Genomic DNA, 18,795 nt, shown 5'->3' with positions numbered 1-18,795 from the left:
TTTTTTTCATCGATATAAAGGAATTTATCGTGATGAGAAGCGTGAATACCGATGTAACACCAACGGCGATAGGCTGCCGTTGAGCCAAATTCTTTATCAAAGAAGGCGCTTTTCTGCCTGGTTGGGGATAGCGGCGATCCTGATGCTATTTATCGCTCCGGTGGTTTCAGTCTCACTGGCGCTTTCGTATGAGCAAAAAACCATCTCAACGATGAGTGTGAGTGCTGCTAAGGCCAATTGTGCTATGGATATGGCGCATCACGCTGACCCTCAACAGAGCCAGACAACGGCCCAACATAGCAATACCGCGCAGGCCGGAGGCGGTCATGATGGCATGATGATGGATCATGCAGCTTGTGGCTATTGCGTATTACTGACTCATTTGCCCCTACTGAATACAGCTTTCAAAGCGGATATTCGCTCTGCACTACTGTTAGCCGAGATCCCTGCGCCGTCATTTATCTATTGGTTAATTATTCAAGATACCTATTCAGAGAGCCAACCACGCGCACCACCTGCCTTTTATTCCTGATAATCCGATAAAAAATAAAAACCATTTTTCTGGTGTGGATAAATACTCACCGGAGTGATTTGTATTGCCCAAGGAATAATTATGTCTGGCAAGAGTAAAACCTATAAAAAAACATTATTAGCATGCGCAGTAACCGCTGCTTTTTCGGTATTTGCCTTAAATACCGTTGCCGCTACGCATGATCATCTGATGACTCATGATCCGGTGGCGAATAACACCATCAACGATAGCAGTGAGAAAAAACTCAATGATGCTGATGTCATAACTGTTAGCGCGCCTCTTCATTCGCCGCTGGTTATCGTGACCTCGCCTAAAGCGCCGCGCCAACCTGTTCCCGCCAGTGATGGAGCGGACTATCTGAAAACTATCCCCGGTTTCTCGCAAATCCGTAATGGGGGTACCAATGGGGATGTGGTGTTCCGTGGCATGTTTGGTTCACGGATAAAAATTCTGACAGATGGTGGGGAAACACTGGGGGCCTGCCCATCAAGGATGGACGCGCCCACATCCTATATTTCACCAGAGAGTTTTGACCTGCTGACCGTCGTGAAGGGGCCACAATCGGTGTTGTGGGGCGCTGGTGCTTCCGCCGGTACTATTTTGTTTGAGCGGCAACCCCCTCACTTTGACCAGGCGGGCATCAAAGGGAATGCCAGTCTATTGGTGGGCTCTAATGGTCGCTGGGATAAAAATCTCGATACCAGTTTAGGTAACGAGCAAGGCTATTTGCGCATGATGGGCAATCAGTCTCAGGCTGGTGATTACAAAGATGGCAATGGTACGCGGGTGCCCTCGAAATGGGATAAATGGAATGCCGATATTGCCTTGGGCTGGACACCAGACAGCGATACGTTGCTCGAGCTAACGGCGGGTAAAGGTGACGGTGAAGCAAGGTATGCCGGGCGCGGTATGGACGGTTCCCAGTTCTTGCGCGAGAGTCTGGGCGCACGCTTTGAAAAAACAAATATCGGTGAAGTGTTGGACAAAATTGAAGCCAAAGTCTACTACAATTATGCCAATCACATTATGGATAACAATACCTTACGCACACCACCGATGATGGCGATGTCCAGTAATGTAGACCGGCGCACGATGGGGGGCCGGGTCATGGGCACTTGGTTGTGGCGGGATCTGAAATTGGAGGCGGGTACTGATTTGCAAACCAATACGCACCGTAAAAATAAACAAGGCCATTGGGATAAAGATGCTCGCTTTACCAGCAACGGCTTGTTTAGCGAACTGACCTGGAGTGCCAGCGATCAGGATAAACTGATTACCGGTGCCCGCATTGACCATCATGAAGTCACCAATTATGCCCGTGCTTTTCAACCGACACGCTCTGCAACGCTCCCCGCTGGTTTCATGCGTTTTGAGCATAATCTGGCTGACTTACCCGTGATGTGGTACGCCGGTTTGGGCCATACGCAGCGTTTTCCTGATTATTGGGAGCTATTTTCGCCGACGTTCGGGCCTGTTGGCTCCAGCAGTGCTTTTGAGGGGGTGAAGAGTGAAAAGACCACTCAACTTGATATTGGCGCGCAATACAATGGTAAGCAGCTCAACAGTTGGGTCTCTGCTTATCTTGGGCGGGTCAATGATTTCATTTTGTTCAAGTATGACCCGAACAATCTGCGCATCAGTCAGGCAGATAATATCAACGCAACTATTATGGGCGGTGAGATGGGGGCCGGCTATGCCTTTAACGACAATTGGAAAGCTGACGCCAGCCTGGCTTATGCCTGGGGGGAAAATACCAGTAATCATCGTCCGTTGCCGCAAATCCCTCCCCTTGAAGCACGGTTAGGATTGACGTTTGAAGCAGGGGATTGGAGCAGCACGGCATTATGGCGGTTAGTCAGCAGCCAGCACCGGGTCGCGATTAACGAAGGGAATGTGGTAGGTAAAGACTTTGCTGATAGTGCGGGCTTCGGTGTGCTGTCTGCCAATGTGGCTTACAAGGTTACAAAACAAGTCAAAGTCAGCACTGGTATCGATAATCTACTGAATAAAGCGTACAGCGAGCACCTCAATCTGGCCGGTAATAGTGGATTTGGGTACTCGGCCAATACGTCGTTGAATGAGCCGGGTCGAACTCTTTGGGCAAAGTTGAATGTGACGTTTTAATAGAGCGACCCTTGGTACTTGAAGCAATAGGGGTGTTAGGCACGCAGTCGCATCACTTACTCATGTGAGTGATGCGGGTGATGAGCCACTGATAAGGTTTATTCTGTGCCAGCAATGCCAATAACATTCGCTATTTTCATGAACGAAAAGAGAGATAAGCAGGAAAGAGCGATAACTTGCCACCAGGGCTGACTAGCGGAGTTGTTTCGGTGGCATAACAGAATCGCGCATAATAATTGTTGGCGGGAAACTGGCACTGGGGAGCTGCGGATTAATCAACAACTGGGTGGCGAATTGCGCCATTCCAACAATCGGGAAATGCAGGCTGGTTAATGCCGGGCTAACAAAAGGAGCGCGTTCGCCACTGTCATAGCAAATCAATGAAATGTCCTGTGGCACCTGCAAATGGTGTTTATTAATAGCCAACAGCGCGCCGATTGCCATTTCTTCGTTACAGCAATAGATAGCGGTTGGTAGGCGAGGCCGCTTTAAGATCTCGTCCGCGCGTTGATAGCCACTTTCCAGATCGTAAACGCCTTCCACACAGGCGGTAGGTTCTAAACCTGCGAGTTGCATGGCATCCAAAAAACCCTGACGGCGTAACACACTGGAATAGCGCTGAGAAGAGCCACTGATACAGGCAATATGACGGTGGCCTGCATCGATAAGTACCTGAGTCGCCATCTGACTCGCACGCCGGTGATCAAAGGTCACACAGCGGGGTTCAAGACCGGGAACCATCCTGTCTAATAACACAAATGACCGGCCTGCCGCTGCAAGTTGTTGCAGTTTCTCGTCACTGAGAAAACGTACATGGAGGATTAAACCGTCGCAGCGTAAGTTATACAGGCGCTGAATTGCTTGCCACTCTTTATCAGCATTATCCCGCCCTTGGGTGACCAATAACTGCTTACCCTGTGATTCTGTTTCGGTTTGTACGAAATCCATCAACGCGCCAAAAAAGCCACCGCGATATGAGGTTGTCACCAACCCCAAGGTATTACTTTGGCTGGAAGCCAGTGCACGTGCGGCAGGGTTTGGGGTGTAACCCAATACCGCGACCGCTTGTTCAACCTTTTCGCGGGTCAGGGTTTTGACATTGGTATCACCGTTGACCACGCGGGAAACCGTAGCGCGGGAAACCCCGGCTAATACCGCGACGTCTTCCAGTGTAACCATTTCATGCTCCTGTTTAGGCTAAAAGTAGCCCTTGGCTATTGAGGCCGCAGGGGGTTAGCGGCGTTCGTACTCACTCCAGACTGCAGCAATCAGCATTCAAATCTGCCGATTGGTCACCCGAATCGCTTGATTGCGCAAGTTCATCGGGGTTTATGCGGGTTATCTGGCTATAACGCCTATAGCGTTGGGTATAAAGTCAGAACCCGCAACAATAGTTAATTTACCATCACAGTTCTGTGAACTGAGGCAAGTAAGGTTTATTTACCTGTAGAACTTCTTCCAATAGTGGCTGAGCAATGCTGGCGTTAGCAATCAGTGGGTTAGTCACTAACGCCAACAAGGCACTACGACGGTCACCATGAACCGCAGCTTCAATGGTCAGGCGCTCGTAGGCTTTTACTTGCTGGGTCAACCCATGCATAGCAACAGGTAATGGGCCGAAGGTGAGTGGGTGTGCACCTTGTGCATCAACAATACAGTTAGTTTCTACTACTGAGCCGTCAGATAAACCGCGAATTGCACCTCGGTTTGTTGTATTGACAACAAGTTGCGTACCTAAATTATTATGAATGGCACGAATAAGTTCCAGTGCAACTTCAGAATAAAATGATCCGCCACGGAAGCTGAGTTGCTCTGGTTTACTGTCCAGATGCGGATCAGCGTACAGCTCGAACAGCTCTTTTTCTACCTGCATAACTTGTTCCGCACGGGTGCCACGCTCGGCTGCTGCGGCCATCTCTTCTGCCAACATATCCTGAGTCTGATAGAAATAGCGATGATACGGACAAGGAATCGCCCCCATTGCCCGCAGGAACTCTGGCGGCCATGGTGCTTCCTTAATGTTGTTCATGGTTAGTGAGGCCCCGTCACACAACATGTCCAGTACCTCGGCGGTAACATCTTTGCCACGTTGTAACACCTCATGCACCCACACCATATGATTTAGCCCGGCAAAGCGCAGTTGGATATCTTCATAAGGTGCGTGGAGCAAGTTGGCAATCATATGGTGCATGCTGATTGGGACATTACACAAGCCGATGATTTTCGCTTTGCTATAACGTGTCACTGCTTCAGTAACGATACCGGCTGGATTGGTGAAGTTAATGATCCAGGCATCCGGTGCTAATCGCTCAACTCTGGCGGCAATATCAAGCATCACCGGAATGGTACGCAGAGCTTTGGCGAACCCACCAACCCCGGTAGTTTCCTGCCCAAGCAGGTTATATTTCAGCCCTAAACGTTCATCCGCGGCGCGTGCCGGGAGTTGGCCGACACGGAACTGTGTCAGGACAAAACTGGCTCCGGCAATCGCATCATCCAGTGAGAAGTGAATGCTGACTTTTACATGCTCTAGCCCATGCCGATCCAGCATTCTTCGGGTTAATGCAGCAATGATTTCCACTTTTTGACGGCCCAATTCGACATCAGCCAGTGCCAGTTCAGTGACCGGTAACTGGTCAATACGCTGAATCAGCCCATCAACCAACTCCGGGGTATAGCTACTACCGCCACCGATAATGGCAATTTTAAAGGTTTTCATCATTTGGCTTCCATATAGATTAATTAGAAATGAGAGCGCTCTCATTTGGAAGCAGACTAGCGATTAACCAAAAACAAAATGAGATGTTTCTCTCAAAAATGGCAGATAAGATAAAGGAAAATAAACAAGACGTGATCCCTATAGCAGAATTCCACTGTTGCCTGGGAGTGCGGGAATGGTTTAATTTGGCTAATTAATCATCATGGTGCGGTTTAACTGCTGAAGAGGCAGCTTTTCAGCCTAAATGCGCATTCTGTTACGTAAAATTCCGTAAATGGGTGGCATTGCGCGGGTCAGCTCTCTAGAATCAAAGCGCTTTTCCGTTGTTCGCATCCTACAGAAAGGAACCGTTAATGTTTAAACGTACTTTAGTGACCTTCATTGCACTTTGTTCCCTTAGCGCCGTGGCCCCCGCAGCTTTTGCTGCCGGTGAGCCTCATGTGTTGTTAACGACGTCGGTGGGGAATATTGAGTTGGAACTCAATAGCCAGAAGGCCCCGGTTTCAACACAAAACTTCGTTGATTATGTTAACAACGGCTACTACAACAACACTATTTTTCACCGTGTTATCCCTGGTTTTATGGTTCAAGGTGGTGGTTTTACTGCTGACTTCAAACAGAAAACTGCTAAAACACCAATCAAGAATGAAGCGGATAACGGCCTGCGCAACCTGCGTGGCACCATCTCTATGGCCCGTACTGCTGATAAAGACAGTGCTACCAGCCAGTTTTTCCTGAATGTGGCAGATAATGCCTTCCTTGACCACGGCCAACGTGACTTCGGTTATGCGGTGTTCGGTAAAGTGGTTAAAGGGATGGATGTGGTAGAGAAGATCTCCCAGGTTCAGACCGAAAATGTCGGCCCGTATCAGAATGTGCCGGTCAAACCTATCACTATCCTGTCAGCGAAAGTTTTACCTTAATCGCTGGTTACCAGCCTTCACGCTAAACCTCGAAGGCTGGTTTACAACCAATCTGTCTTTTGCTTGCTGCCCACCTGCAACGCCACGTTCTTTGGGTAACAGTCGCATTGCTGTCATAAATTAATCCGTTTGCCCGAATCGGGTGCTTATAATCAATTATCTGTCTCTAACGTAAACGTGATGGGGTGAAGGTTTATGAGTGAAACATTGCTTATCGCGAAGGTGCCGCCGGCACAGGATTTAGTGATTTTATCGGCTCTGGCTAACCGTCATGGCTTGATTACTGGCGCGACCGGCACTGGTAAAACAGTCACCCTGCAAAAAATGGCTGAGCAATTTTCCCGTATTGGTGTGCCGGTATTTCTCGCCGATGTGAAAGGGGATTTATCTGGCATTGGGGCGGAAGGGGTTGATTCGGAAAAACTTCAAACCCGACTGGCAGCGATAGGTGTTACGGATTGGCAGCCACAAGCTTGCCCGATTGTGCCGTGGGATATCTTCGCTGAAAAGGGTCATCCGATCCGTGCCACTATTTCCGATCTTGGCCCGCTGCTGCTAGGGCGTCTGCTTGATCTGAATGACGTGCAAAGTGGTGTGTTGCAACTGGTATTCAAAATTGCCGATGACAACAACCTGCTGCTGCTTGATATGAAAGACTTGCGGGCTATCGTGCAATATGTTGGTGACAACGCGAAACAGTTCCGTACGCAATACGGCAACATCACGCCGGCCTCAATTGGTGCTATCCAGCGTGGTTTACTGGCTTTGGAAGAGCAAGGTGCCAATCAATTCTTTGGCGAGCCGATGCTGGATATTCACGATTTAATGCAAATCGACAGCCATGGGCAGGGAGTTATCAATCTGTTAGCGGCTGATCGGTTAATTAATCAGCCCAAACTGTATGCGATTTTTCTGTTGTGGTTGCTGGCAGAACTTTTCGAGCAACTTCCTGAAGTGGGTGATGTTGATAAACCTAAGCTGGTGTTTTTCTTTGATGAAGCCCATCTGTTGTTCAGTGATGCGCCAACGGCGCTGGTGGATAAAGTTGAACATGTGGTCCGGCTGATTCGCTCGAAAGGGGTCGGCATCTATTTTGTGACGCAAAATCCATTAGATATTCCCGATAAAATCCTCGGCCAATTGGGCAACCGGGTACAGCATGCCCTGCGTGCCTTTACCCCAAGGGATCAAAAAGCAGTTAAAGCCGCAGCTCAGACTATGCGCGCGAATCCGGCATTCAGTGCCGAACAGGTGATTACCGAATTGGGGGTTGGCGAGGCACTCATCTCTTTCCTTGATGAGAAAGGGCGGCCTAATGTGGTCGAGCGGGGTATGGTTATCGCGCCACAATCAAAAATGGGCGCATTGGATGCGGCAGCGCGTAATCACGCTATCAATCATTCCCCACTGTATGGCCGTTATGAGGAGGGGGTGGATCGCGAGTCTGCTTATGAGAAATTATCTGCGGGTGGATTCTCTACTATGGGGGATGCAGCGGCCGGAGGGGGGGCGGCTTCTCAGCCGTCAACCGATCAGCAGGGTAGCGCGGGCGGTGGTTTGATGGATGGGCTGAATGATCTACTGTTTGGCTCTACCGGCCCGCGCGGTGGCAAACGTGATGGTATCGTCCAGACGGCAGCCAAGAGCATGGCGCGGGACTTGGGACGACAAATTTTGCGTGGTGTCCTGGGGTCAATTACCGGTGGGCGTAAGCGTTAACCTGATTTTTTGGATATGAAATGCTGCTATTGATCGATAATTACGATTCGTTTACTTACAACCTCTACCAGTATTTTTGTGAATTGGGGGCTGAGGTGGTGGTTAAACGTAATGATGAGGTACAACTCGCTGATATTGAAAAGTTATCACCCTCACATTTGGTGATTTCGCCTGGTCCTTGCACGCCCAATGAGGCCGGAATTTCTTTAGCTGCCATCAGCCATTTTGCCGGAAAATTACCGATACTGGGGGTTTGCCTGGGGCATCAGGCACTAGGGCAGGCTTTTGGCGCACGCGTAGTGCGAGCGCGGCAAGTGATGCACGGTAAAACCACGGCTATTTGCCATAATGGTCAGGGGGTTTTTCGGGGGCTTAACCAACCGCTGACCGTGACCCGTTATCACTCTTTGGTGATTGCGACCGACTCATTGCCAGACTGTTTTGAACTGACCGCCTGGACCGAACATGAGGGAGTGATGGATGAGATTATGGGTATCCGTCATCGCACCTTGCCATTGGAGGGAGTGCAGTTCCATCCTGAGAGTATCCTCAGCGAGCAAGGTCATCAATTATTAGATAATTTCCTTAAAAATTAGCTGGTTGAGTTGTATTTATTATTTAATTGTTTTTTTTGTTTGCCTGATTGTGATTTTTTATGCATATTTTGTGATTATATTTTCACATACCAATAATTGGTAACTCAATGGATTATACCCAAAGTAATTGGAGTTGCAGGTAGGCAGCCCGCAAACGAATCCCGATGAGCTTACACAGTCAAGTGATTCGGGTGACAAATCTGTCGGGAACAGATTTGAACGCTGCGTGCAGCTAACAACCCTGTAGCTTCAAGTGCGAAGGGGATATCAGGGTGGACAGTATAATGGCGGATAAGTTAGCAGTAACTCGCAGTACATTCGATCAGGTTATTTTGCCTGTTTATGCACCAGCACAGTTCATTCCGGTAAAAGGGAAGGGCAGCCGAGTGTGGGATCAACAAGGCAAGGAATATATTGATTTTGCTGGTGGGATCGCGGTTACTGCTCTGGGGCATTGCCACCCGGCGCTGGTAGCGGCATTGCATCAGCAAGGTGAGACGTTATGGCATACCAGTAACGTTTTCACTAATGAGCCTGCGCTGCGTTTGGCGCAAAAACTGATTGATGCCACCTTTGCGGATCGCGTGTTTTTTGCCAACTCGGGTGGCGAGGCAAATGAAGCGGCCTTTAAGCTGGCCCGTCATTATGCCATTGAGCGTCATAGCCCCTATAAGACTAAAATCATTGCTTTCCATAATGCTTTCCATGGCCGCACCTTGTTTACTGTATCGGTGGGGGGGCAGCCCAAGTATTCCGATGGTTTTGGCCCGAAACCTGCTGATATCATCCATGTGCCGTTTAATGATCTGGCTGCGGTGAAAGCCGTTATGGATGATCATACTTGTGCGGTGGTGCTCGAACCCATTCAGGGAGAAGGGGGGTTAACCTCTGCGACGCCTGAATTTCTACAAGGGGTGCGGGCTTTATGTGATCAGCATGATGCGCTGCTGGTATTTGACGAAGTACAAAGCGGTATGGGGCGTAGCGGCAAGCTGTTTACCTATATGCATTATGGTGTGACGCCAGATATTCTGACCACGGCGAAAGCCTTAGGTGGTGGTTTCCCTATCAGTGCGATGCTAACCACGGAAGAAATTGCGTCGGTAATGGCGGTGGGAACTCACGGCACCACCTATGGGGGCAATCCTCTGGCCTGTGCCGTCGCTGAGGCTGCTCTAGATGTGATTAATACCCCTGAGGTACTTAATGGTATTGAACAGCGCCACAGCCTGTTTGTGCAGGCTCTGCAAGAGATCAATAACAAGTATCACCTGTTTGACGATATCCGTGGCATGGGGTTATTGATTGGTGCCGAGTTAACGCCGCAATACCATGGCCGTGCGCGCGAGTTGCTGATGGCTGCGGCGGCTAATGGCTTGATGGTCCTCAATGCCGGGCCAAATGTGTTGCGGTTAGCCCCTTCATTAGTGGTGGAGCTGGATGATATCAAACAAGGAATGGCGCGGTTAGAGCAAGCCATCGCCAGTCTGGTCCAGGGTTAACTCAATTATGGAGAGGTATTTTGCCTCTCCATTGCTATACATGCTCCCGCAATCTCCGACTGCGCCAAATACCGTGATGGGGTTGTTGTTGCCAAGCCATGGCAGACACCGTATGCATCACGCTTAAGTGTGACAAAACCCGGCGTAAATTACGTTCCAGTTCAGAAATTTGTGTATCCGGTGTGACATCCGGCATCTGCACGAAATCGTTATTCCCCTCGCTGTTGTCTGACTCCAGCCGTTGCTGGCATTGCTGAATGGCTATCTCACAGAGTTGTAAATAATCCGCCGCCAGTTCGACGCTGAGCTGAATGTGATGTTTACCTGGTACTGAACTCCCCAAGGGATAAGCCCGCGTCAGGATAGTCATCTCATTGATATGCCCAACAATCAACTCACTGTGAGTGGCCCATAATCGCATATCTGCCAAATATTTTGAGTTGAACCCCGGCTCTTGCATCGCCTGATTTAAGGAACTTAACACGGTGTTACTGGCCTTATTTACTGCAATGCGTTCATAGGCCAGTTGGTTGATATCAGGCTCAGGCGTCAGCAGCAAGCGCAAAATCTTCTGATACGCCTCTAGCGCCTGATGGGCATTCTTACGCAGTAAACCGCTCTGCCACTGAGGCCACAGCCATAAGGCGCTGGCAAAGGCCAATGCGCAGCCAATTAAGGTATCCAGCAATCGCGGAACCAAGAAGTCAGCGCCTTCTCCGGTCAATAATTGCAAGATATAGACTGCGGTTATGGTTCTGCCAACAACAGATAGCCCGTAGTTTTTACGTTGAACCAGATAAGCGGCAAGGGTAATGAGCAGCATAATGCCAAGGGTGGCACCCTCTGGCATTGGCAGATGCAATAGGCCAGCGGCCAATATCAGCCCTATCAAGGTGCCGAGTGCACGGTGATGGATTCGTACCTTGGTGGCGTTATAACCGTTCTGCGTTACCAGCATCACAGTAAGCAAAATCCAATAAGGTTTGGGTAGATGAATTAAGTTACCGATATAGCTACCTGCTGCCAGTGTTACGCCCAGACGAGCGGCTTCCCGCAGTGCACCTGATTTGAACGACAGATAGCTGATCAACGCCGGCCAGAAAGGTTGTGGTTGTTGGCTGGACATCAGGTCACGGTCATACAGTGGTCGCCGGTCACTCAATAGCTGGGTCACGTGGCTGATATGGTAGTAGTAGAATTGTGCGACCGGGTTGTCTGGGTGTGCCTGTGCGATGCTTGCCAGTTCTGTCAGACCATCATCGGCAGTGAAATGCTCATCAGTATGGTGGTGATAGAGAATGTCGTTGGCGATGCTGCGCATTTGAGCTGAGATTTTCTGGCAATTACGGCGCATCACGCTCTCAATCTGTGTCTGCTCCATTAACTCTTGTGCTTTTTCCGGCTGAATCAAGGCTGCAGTAATATGCTCTTGCAAATCGAGAGCCATTTGGAACAATCCCAACAACCGTTTCTGCTCTTTCTTCGTGGTGTTATGAATCAGATTAAATTGCTGATAAAGCTGATTAATCTTGTCCATAATCGCCTGTTGTCTGTCCAGCAGCGGCGGTATCGATTTTTCCGGCTCAAGGTGCTGAGCAAATAGGCTGTATTTGGTGTCACAATAATCGGCTAGTAAGCGATAAAGCTGACTCAAAGGTTCGCGAATCGGTTGATCCTTGCAGAGTCGGAACCATAACCCGTTAAACACCCCATACCACAGTGTCCCTACGGCACACAGCAACGGGGCTTGCCAGATCGGCGCGCGGCCCACCATGCTGAGGCTGAAAATAGCAGCAATCAGTGCCGCGGGTAACAAATGGCCATTCAACTGGCTAATCGCCCCACTCACCCCCAGAACTAATGCCAGGCTGAGCATGACGGCAGGCAACGGAATATCCCATAGCAGCAGTTGCTGGGTTAGGAAGCTACTCACAGTAAACAGCGCGCCGCCGACCAGCAGACGCCGGAAAAAATGTTGGTGTGGTGTATCCAGTGAGGCAATGTTGCAACAGGCGGGTATCAGAGAAAACATCAAGCCCAGCCGAAGTTCGCCGAGAGCGAACCCTAATGCTGCGGGCAGACAGAGAACCAATGTTTGGCGTAGTGCGTAATTAACTTCAGGATGATAAATAAGCCGTTGCCATTTCATAAAGGCCCCAGAAATTTATAGATCACAAAAGATTAAAAAACTGATGCCGACAGTATCGGCACCAGTTTAGGGGGAATTAACGGGTGCCGTAGACGACAATCGTTTTACCGTGTGCGGAGATCAGGTTTTGATCTTCCAGCATTTTTAGTATCCGCCCCACGGTTTCGCGGGAGCAGCCAACTATCTGACCAATTTCCTGGCGGGTAATTTTAATCTGCATCCCATCTGGGTGGGTCATGGCATCAGGTTGTTTTGCCAGATTAAGCAGCGTTTGTGCAATACGCCCAGTCACATCAAGGAAAGCAAGGTTGCCCACTTTCTCAGATGTAATCTGTAAGCGACTCGCCATCTGTGAAGATAGGCGCATTAAAATATCTGGATTGACCTGAATCAGCTGACGGAATTTTTTGTAAGAAATTTCAGCCACTTCACAGGCGGTTTTTGCTCTAACCCAGGCGCTACGTTCTTGGCCTTCTTCAAATAATCCAAGTTCGCCGATGAAATCTCCCTGATTTAGATAGGAGAGAATCATCTCTTTACCTTCCTCATCTTTAATAAGCACCGCAACGGAGCCTTTCACGATGTAGTAAAGTGTTTCGGCCTTTTCACCTTGGTGAATCAGCGTACTCTTCGATGGATATTTGTGGATATGGCAATGAGACAGGAACCATTCGAGAGTCGGGTCTGTTTGTGGCTTGCCGAGAACCATTCGCTGTTATCCTCTGTTGTTATCGCTGCCTAACATAACAGGGCTCAGAGTTCCCTGTACGGCGTGCTTATAAAATACACTTTCTCGTAGCATATTAATTTGCTCAACTGCCGAAAGGTATAGCCAAGATACGTACCGGGTAGAAACCCTCCACTGAGTATTGAGAAGCTACCCTATTTAATTCTAGAAACAACACTTTCGGTTCTGTTTGTAGCACAGGATGAAGCCAGTGTCTTGTGTTGTATCGCTTCAGCATGATGAACATCGGGTTACATTGCCAGTTTGTAAATGAAAGGGTAGTCTGGATCAGAAAATTTAACCGGGAGCAAGAGTTATGCAGGCACGTGTAAAGTGGGTTGAGGGGCTGACATTTTTGGGTGAATCGGCATCAGGTCATCAGGTGTTGATGGACGGTAATGCTGGAGACAAAGCACCGAGTCCGATGGAAATGTTGTTAATGTCAGCAGGCGGCTGTAGCGCGATTGATGTGGTCTCTATTTTACAAAAAGGCCGCAATGATGTGCGTGATTGCGAAGTGACATTAACCTCGCAGCGTCGCGAAGAGGCACCGCGTCTGTTTACGCAAATCAACCTGCATTTTATTGTCAGCGGCAAAGGTCTGACCGACAAAATTGTGGAACGAGCCGTTGAGTTGTCAGCAGAAAAATATTGCTCCGTCTCACTGATGTTGGGTAAAGCGGCGACTATTACCCACAGTTTTGAGATCCGTGACATCGCCTAAGCAAACCCTTCGTACTTGAAGCTGCAGGGCTGTTAGCTGCGTTCGTTTGCCGCCTACCTGCAGCTCCAATTACTTTGGGTTGGGATTGAGCCAAATTATTTTTCTCTCTCCAGCAATTGCTATACTGCAACGCCAAGAACGAAGGCGATTAACTGATTTTCTTCCCTTCCAACAACTGCTGCACTAGCGGCGCCATAATCAGCTCCATTGCCAGCCCCATTTTTCCGCCGGGTACCACCAATGTATTGATATTCGAGATAAATGATCCTTGCAACATCGCCAGTAAGTAAGGGAAATCAATTTGATCCAAACCCCGGAAATGAATAACCACAAAGCTTTCATCCAGTGACGGAATCGCTTTGGCAGCAAACGGATTTGATGTGTCAACGGTTGGAACGCGCTGGAAGTTGATATGAGTGCGTGAGAACTGCGGCGTAATGTAGTTGATATAATCATCCATGGAGCGCACTACGGAATCCATCACCGCTTCACGCGAATGGCCGCGTTCGCCGGTATCGCGTACTAATTTCTGAATCCACTCCAGATTGACGATAGGTACCACGCCCACCAACAGATCGACGTGTTTCGCCACATCATGATGTTCAGTCACCACGCCGCCATGCAGCCCTTCATAAAACAGCACGTCGGTGGGTTGTGGCAATGCTTCCCACGGGGTAAACGTGCCGGGAATTTGGTTGTATGGCACCGCTTCATCATAGGTATGTAAATACTTACGTGAACGGCCAGTGCCGTGTTCACCGTATTCCGACACACTTTGCTCCAACTGGCCAAAGTCATTGGCTTCGGGGCCAAAATAGCTGATATGTCGGCCTTGATCTCGTGCTTTACGGATGGCTGCATCCATCTCAGGGCGGGTATAGCGATGGAAACTGTCACCTTCAATTTGCGCTGCGCGAATATTCAATTGCTGAAAGATCTTACGGAATGCCAGGCTGGTGGTGGTTGTCCCTGCGCCACTTGAGCCGGTAACGGCTATAACCGGATGTTTAGTCGACATATTAGCTGTAACTCCATGGGGGTTAGATCTTCAGTGACCGGGCTGCAATCGCCTGTTTTTTATCGTTGATGATTATTTTTAGGGCAAAGTGGCGGGCTTGTCACCCTGTTTCAGTCAATGTCTTCGTAACAGCGGGAGGACTATTGCTGCTCTTCTGCTCCGGCGCGAAATGCGCTGCGCGGCATAATATTGATGGTTTCATGTAATTCGGACCACACCAAGATGGCTTCACCGCTGATCAACTGGCGGCGCACATCCTCGACTTTTTGCGCTAATGAGCGCTCATGCTCGCCGTAATCGGTACCTTCACGTAACACAAAGGCTTCAAGTAAGTTATCCAGTGTTTCACCGTCAACTTGCTGCCAGGGAACTATCATTGCTGTTGCTCCAGATAAGGGGAAAGCCAGGCCGGAATACGTTGTTCCAGCCACATTTGTGGGTGTTTCAATGAGCCACCGACAAAACCAACGTGACCGCCATGTTCGGTTAACTGATAGTCAATATTGGCTGGTAACTCGCTGAGATCCGGGATAACTTCAGCCGTCATAAACGGATCATCTTTGGCATGAATGATCAGCAGCGGAGTCGTAATCTGCGGCAATAGCGGCAGGGCGCTGCAACGGCGATAATAATCAACTGCATCATTAAAACCATGAATTTTAGCAGTAATGACATCATCAAAATCTCTGATTCGCCGCAACCCTTTCAATTGAGCCAGATCCAAAGGCAGACTTCCGGGGTAATGCAAAAGCTTACGCGTGGCATTTAACTTTAGTTGGCCCAGTAAATAATGCTGATAGACCCGGGAGAAACCTTGCTCCATACGATTAGCACAGGGTTCAAGCATCAGTGGTGCTGACACCACCACTGCGGCCTGCAACAGGCTATCTTGGCCTTGCTCTGCCAAATACATCGCCAGCATATTGCCACCCAAAGAGACCCCGACGGCGGCGGTTGGCACCTGGCCATAGCGCTCTCGCAGCCAGCGGAGAAAGAAGCGAGCATCTTCTGTTTCACCGGAGTGATAAATGCGTGACTTACGATTTGGCTCTCCACTGCATCCACGAAAATGCATCACCACACCGAGCCAGCCTTTGGCTTGCCATGCACTTAATAACCCATGGGCATAAGGGCTGTAAAAATTACCTTCCAAACCGTGGAAGAGTACGACTCTGGGTTTATCTCTTGCCAGCTCGGGATTTTCACTCCAGGCCAGATCGACAAAATCGCCATCAGGCAGTTCCAGCCGTTGCCAGAACGGTTGCAATTGCACATGCCGTCTGACCAGTCGTGGCAACAGTGTTTGTAGATGTGGATTACTGGCTCCGGCCAGTGGGCGAAATAATTCATGCATATAGTGAATGGAAATCATGTTGTTGCTCTTGTGTGATCAATAACACACTGTTAGCTTCATGGGTATATCGCGCATCATTTTGGGTGAGAGGCACCCGTCTCATGGAACTGAGTTTATTTCTTTCAATGGTAGGCTTTCTTTGGGTTGCAGCTATTACCCCCGGTCCAAACAATATGTTGTTAACCTCTGCGGGGGCTAACTTCGGCTTTATGCGTTCTATCTGGCTGATGTTAGGTATTATGTTAGGCATGCAGAGCATGTTGCTGTTGGTGGCTTTTGGTGTCGGCGGCCTGATTCTTATCTACCCCTCCCTCCATCTGGTTCTGAAAATTTTGGGTAGCCTATATCTGCTATGGCTGGCATGGAAAATTGCCACTTCTGCCTATGAGAAATTGGAAACCAATGTCGCACCGCCAAAACCGTTGCGCTTGTATCAGGGCTGGTTATTGCAGTTCCTTAATCCCAAAGCCTGGTTGATGGGACTCGGGTCAGTCGCCAGCTTCAGTATGACCGGAGCCGCCTATAATCATTCTATCGTAATGATAAGCCTTGGTATGTTTATGGTGAACCTGGTGGCCGGTATCATTTGGCTGGGTTTTGGTACTTTGATTGGGCGCTTGTTACGCAGCCGCCGCGCCTGGTTTAGCTTTAATATCTCGATGGGCTTGCTGACGGCAGCCTGTGTGTTATTGATTTGGCATTAATCAGTGGAGCTAATTGATGGCCTATAACTATTTTCATGTTGATGCATTTGTTGGCGCAGGGTTATCCGGCAACCCGGCAGGGGTGTATCTGCTGAAGAAACCGTTGTCGGCCGCAGAGATGCAAAGTATCGCGGCCGAGATTAATTTACCGGAAACCAGTTTTGTCTGGGATGAAGGGGATAAATCGGCGATCCGCTGGTTTACCCCGGAACGTGAAGTCGACTTATGTGGACACGGCACATTGGCGGCGGCGCATGTGATGTTCAGCATCGTTAATCCTGGCTTGCATGATATCTGTTTTCGCAGTGCCAGCGGTGACTTGTACGTCAAGCGCGATGGCGATAACTTCGGCCGACTGTCGCTGGATTTCCCTTCATTACCGCCCGACCAAATCGCTATCGCGGCAGAGTTGAGTGCATTGCTTGGCAGCAACATTCAGCAGGTATGGCAGGCAAAATCTCTGTTGGTGGTGCTGGAAAACGAGCAGCAGGTACGGCAGTTACAACCCGATATTGTTGCGCTGATTGCCTATACCGGTTGTGGAGTGATTGTGACCGCGCCGGGTGATGAAGTGGATTTTGTTTCGCGTTACTTTACCCTTGGCTGCAATGAAGATCCGGTTACCGGCTCAGCCCATTGTACCTTAATGCCCTATTGGGTCGCGCGACTGGGAAGGTCATCACTGCACACCCGGCAGATATCAGCACGCGGTGGCGAATTATTCTGCACCTTAGCTGGTGATCGTACTTTAATTGCCGGTGATGCCCGCATTTTTATGAAAGGCCAAATAGATCTTTAAGTTAACTGCATAGACAATTCCTTCAGATTTTTCTTATCACCAAAAGGAATAAAGAATATTCTTTTATTCCTTTTGTCGTATTACTCCTTCGGGTAACACTGTCATCTCAGAGCGCCCGGTGCGCTCAGGGTCGCAGCAATAGCGAATGACACAGTTAACCGAGCGGAGTGAACCATGGCGATAACCTTATCTTCTGCAAGTCTTACCGCCGCAATACGCGGCTTTTTACGGCCAGGTGGTGCACTGTTAGCTCTGTCGCTGGTTGCTGCCAGTGCACATGCTGTCGATGTGACGGTGGCTTATCAAACTTCCGCAGAACCGGCAAAAGTCGCGCAAGCGGATAACAGCTTTGCCAAGTTGTCCGGTGCCAATGTGGATTGGCGCAAGTTTGACAGCGGCTCTAGCGTTGTGCGGGCATTGGCCTCGGGTGATGTGCAAATTGGTAATATCGGCTCCAGCCCATTAGCCGTTGCTGCCAGCCAGAAGGTGCCAATTGAGGTCTTCCTACTGGCGTCACAACTGGGGAGTTCAGAGGCGCTGGTGGTGAAGAAAGACATTAAAACCCCACAAGATTTAATTGGTAAACGTATTGCCGTGCCGTTTATCTCCACGACACATTACAGTCTGCTGGCAGCCCTGAAACATTGGGGAATTAAGCCGGATCAGGTCACTATCCTCAACTTGCAGCCACCTGCTATCGCCGCCGCTTGGCAGCGGGGTGATATTGATGGCGCTTATGTTTGGGCTCCTGCCGTTAACGAATTAGCCAAAACCGGCACCGTCCTGACTGATTCTGCCCAAGTAGGTCAATGGGGCGCGCCAACCCTGGATGTCTGGGTGGTGCGCAAAGATTTCGCCAAAGCCCATCCTGAGGTGGTCACCGCCTTCGCCCGCAGTGCATTGGCCGCCCAAGGTGCTTATCTGGCCCAACCAGAACAATGGCTGAAAAATCAGCAGTATCTGGGGCAGCTTTCGCGCTTAAGTGGTGTCCCTACCGATCAAGTGCCGGAGCTGGTGAAGGGCAATACTTATTTGCCTGTCGCTGAGCAGATAACGCAACTGGGTCAACCAGTGGATCAGGCCATCCGCGATACTGCCGCGTTCCTGAAAGAGCAAGGCAAAATCCCGCAAATTGCCAGCGATTATAGTGATTTCGTCACTGACCGCTTTGTGAAAGCAGTGCAGGCCACACCGCAGTCCTAGGA

General features: G+C 49.6%; 17 protein-coding genes. 10 read left to right on the top strand and 7 right to left on the bottom strand.

The genetic code is table 11. From position 1 onward, the window contains the following. The coding region (locus V2A85_RS03145; RefSeq protein ID WP_420070871.1) for a DUF2946 domain-containing protein at window positions 1-532 on the top strand (532 nt) is incomplete at its 5' end. A gap of 189 nt (window positions 533-721) precedes the next feature. Further along, on the top strand, window positions 722-2,656 hold the full coding sequence (locus V2A85_RS03140; protein ID WP_372560688.1) for a TonB-dependent copper receptor: 1,935 nt from the start codon (window positions 722-724) through the stop codon (window positions 2,654-2,656). 192 nt (window positions 2,657-2,848) lie between these two features. On the opposite strand, the gene V2A85_RS03135 is transcribed toward V2A85_RS03140, so the two are convergent. Continuing rightward, a complete protein-coding gene (locus V2A85_RS03135) occupies window positions 2,849-3,835 on the bottom strand; it encodes a LacI family DNA-binding transcriptional regulator (protein ID WP_372560333.1) in 987 nt (328 codons plus the stop codon). A 226-nt stretch (window positions 3,836-4,061) separates the two neighbouring features. Continuing rightward, window positions 4,062-5,375: a 6-phospho-beta-glucosidase gene (locus V2A85_RS03130; protein WP_083163947.1), complete on the bottom strand. Its 1,314-nt coding sequence runs from the start codon at window positions 5,373-5,375 to the stop codon at window positions 4,062-4,064. A gap of 353 nt (window positions 5,376-5,728) precedes the next feature. Between V2A85_RS03130 and ppiA the strand changes: the two genes are divergently transcribed. From ppiA to argD, 4 genes are all read left to right on the top strand, one after another. Continuing rightward, window positions 5,729-6,298, top strand: a complete 570-nt coding sequence (ppiA, locus tag V2A85_RS03125; protein ID WP_083161196.1) for a peptidylprolyl isomerase A — start codon at window positions 5,729-5,731, stop codon at window positions 6,296-6,298. Between the two features lie 195 nt (window positions 6,299-6,493). Beyond that, entirely contained in the window at window positions 6,494-8,017 is a 1,524-nt protein-coding gene (locus V2A85_RS03120; protein WP_420070870.1) for a helicase HerA-like domain-containing protein, read from the top strand. Between the two features lie 20 nt (window positions 8,018-8,037). Then, window positions 8,038-8,613 (top strand): aminodeoxychorismate synthase component II, encoded by a 576-nt coding sequence (locus V2A85_RS03115; protein ID WP_420070869.1) that lies wholly within the window; start codon window positions 8,038-8,040, stop codon window positions 8,611-8,613. Window positions 8,614-8,897: 284 nt separating this feature from the next. Further along, a complete protein-coding gene (gene argD, locus V2A85_RS03110) occupies window positions 8,898-10,115 on the top strand; it encodes a bifunctional acetylornithine/succinyldiaminopimelate transaminase (protein WP_372560336.1) in 1,218 nt (405 codons plus the stop codon). Between the two features lie 34 nt (window positions 10,116-10,149). Here argD and V2A85_RS03105 read toward each other — a convergent pair whose 3' ends face one another. Next, entirely contained in the window at window positions 10,150-12,264 is a 2,115-nt protein-coding gene (locus tag V2A85_RS03105; protein WP_420070868.1) for a YccS/YhfK family putative transporter, read from the bottom strand. 76 nt (window positions 12,265-12,340) lie between these two features. After that, window positions 12,341-12,973 (bottom strand): cAMP-activated global transcriptional regulator CRP, encoded by a 633-nt coding sequence (gene crp, locus V2A85_RS03100; RefSeq protein WP_005186183.1) that lies wholly within the window; start codon window positions 12,971-12,973, stop codon window positions 12,341-12,343. 334 nt (window positions 12,974-13,307) lie between these two features. Here crp and V2A85_RS03095 point away from each other — a divergent pair, with 334 nt between their 5' ends. Next, complete coding sequence (locus V2A85_RS03095; RefSeq protein WP_004391459.1) at window positions 13,308-13,715, top strand: OsmC family protein; 408 nt, start codon at window positions 13,308-13,310, stop codon at window positions 13,713-13,715. Window positions 13,716-13,863: 148 nt separating this feature from the next. Here V2A85_RS03095 and V2A85_RS03090 read toward each other — a convergent pair whose 3' ends face one another. From V2A85_RS03090 to V2A85_RS03080, 3 genes are all read right to left on the bottom strand, one after another. After that, window positions 13,864-14,733: a phosphoribulokinase gene (locus V2A85_RS03090; RefSeq protein WP_372560338.1), complete on the bottom strand. Its 870-nt coding sequence runs from the start codon at window positions 14,731-14,733 to the stop codon at window positions 13,864-13,866. A gap of 140 nt (window positions 14,734-14,873) precedes the next feature. Beyond that, the gene (locus V2A85_RS03085) at window positions 14,874-15,110 is read right to left on the bottom strand and encodes a YheU family protein (RefSeq protein ID WP_032906589.1); all 237 of its coding nucleotides are present in this window, start codon (window positions 15,108-15,110) and stop codon (window positions 14,874-14,876) included. Then, window positions 15,107-16,087 carry a hydrolase gene (locus V2A85_RS03080; RefSeq protein ID WP_372560689.1) on the bottom strand — a complete coding sequence of 327 codons (981 nt, stop codon included), beginning with the start codon at window positions 16,085-16,087 and terminating at the stop codon, window positions 15,107-15,109. The genes V2A85_RS03085 and V2A85_RS03080 overlap by 4 nt, the downstream gene beginning before the upstream one ends. A gap of 101 nt (window positions 16,088-16,188) precedes the next feature. Here V2A85_RS03080 and V2A85_RS03075 point away from each other — a divergent pair, with 101 nt between their 5' ends. The 3 genes from V2A85_RS03075 to tauA all read left to right on the top strand — a co-directional run bounded on the left by V2A85_RS03075 (window position 16,189) and on the right by tauA (window position 18,793). Next, entirely contained in the window at window positions 16,189-16,791 is a 603-nt protein-coding gene (locus V2A85_RS03075; RefSeq protein WP_032906591.1) for a LysE family translocator, read from the top strand. A 16-nt stretch (window positions 16,792-16,807) separates the two neighbouring features. Next, complete coding sequence (locus tag V2A85_RS03070; RefSeq protein WP_420070867.1) at window positions 16,808-17,590, top strand: PhzF family phenazine biosynthesis protein; 783 nt, start codon at window positions 16,808-16,810, stop codon at window positions 17,588-17,590. 174 nt (window positions 17,591-17,764) lie between these two features. Further along, window positions 17,765-18,793: a taurine ABC transporter substrate-binding protein gene (tauA, locus tag V2A85_RS03065; protein ID WP_102970493.1), complete on the top strand. Its 1,029-nt coding sequence runs from the start codon at window positions 17,765-17,767 to the stop codon at window positions 18,791-18,793. The last annotated feature ends 2 nt before the right edge of the window (window positions 18,794-18,795 follow it).

Source organism: Yersinia sp. 1252 StPb PI, assembly GCF_048593885.1.
Lineage (GTDB): Bacteria > Pseudomonadota > Gammaproteobacteria > Enterobacterales > Enterobacteriaceae > Yersinia > Yersinia enterocolitica_E.
Note: the sequence above shows the minus strand (reverse complement) of the source record. Positions and strands in the feature narration are given on the sequence as shown.

Bases quoted from the DNA above. Each gene is read 5' to 3' on its own strand.
- V2A85_RS03140 (WP_372560688.1), top strand. From the start codon at position 722: ATGACTCATGATCCGGTGGCGAATAACACCATCAACGATAGCAGTGAG.
- V2A85_RS03135 (WP_372560333.1), bottom strand. From the start codon at position 3,835: ATGGTTACACTGGAAGACGTCGCGGTATTAGCCGGGGTTTCCCGCGCT.
- V2A85_RS03130 (WP_083163947.1), bottom strand. From the start codon at position 5,375: ATGAAAACCTTTAAAATTGCCATTATCGGTGGCGGTAGTAGCTATACC.
- ppiA (WP_083161196.1), top strand. From the start codon at position 5,729: ATGTTTAAACGTACTTTAGTGACCTTCATTGCACTTTGTTCCCTTAGC.
- V2A85_RS03120 (WP_420070870.1), top strand. From the start codon at position 6,494: ATGAGTGAAACATTGCTTATCGCGAAGGTGCCGCCGGCACAGGATTTA.
- V2A85_RS03115 (WP_420070869.1), top strand. From the start codon at position 8,038: ATGCTGCTATTGATCGATAATTACGATTCGTTTACTTACAACCTCTAC.
- argD (WP_372560336.1), top strand. From the start codon at position 8,898: ATGGCGGATAAGTTAGCAGTAACTCGCAGTACATTCGATCAGGTTATT.
- V2A85_RS03105 (WP_420070868.1), bottom strand. From the start codon at position 12,264: ATGAAATGGCAACGGCTTATTTATCATCCTGAAGTTAATTACGCACTA.
- crp (WP_005186183.1), bottom strand. From the start codon at position 12,973: ATGGTTCTCGGCAAGCCACAAACAGACCCGACTCTCGAATGGTTCCTG.
- V2A85_RS03095 (WP_004391459.1), top strand. From the start codon at position 13,308: ATGCAGGCACGTGTAAAGTGGGTTGAGGGGCTGACATTTTTGGGTGAA.
- V2A85_RS03090 (WP_372560338.1), bottom strand. From the start codon at position 14,733: ATGTCGACTAAACATCCGGTTATAGCCGTTACCGGCTCAAGTGGCGCA.
- V2A85_RS03085 (WP_032906589.1), bottom strand. From the start codon at position 15,110: ATGATAGTTCCCTGGCAGCAAGTTGACGGTGAAACACTGGATAACTTA.
- V2A85_RS03080 (WP_372560689.1), bottom strand. From the start codon at position 16,087: ATGCATGAATTATTTCGCCCACTGGCCGGAGCCAGTAATCCACATCTA.
- V2A85_RS03075 (WP_032906591.1), top strand. From the start codon at position 16,189: ATGGAACTGAGTTTATTTCTTTCAATGGTAGGCTTTCTTTGGGTTGCA.
- V2A85_RS03070 (WP_420070867.1), top strand. From the start codon at position 16,808: ATGGCCTATAACTATTTTCATGTTGATGCATTTGTTGGCGCAGGGTTA.
- tauA (WP_102970493.1), top strand. From the start codon at position 17,765: ATGGCGATAACCTTATCTTCTGCAAGTCTTACCGCCGCAATACGCGGC.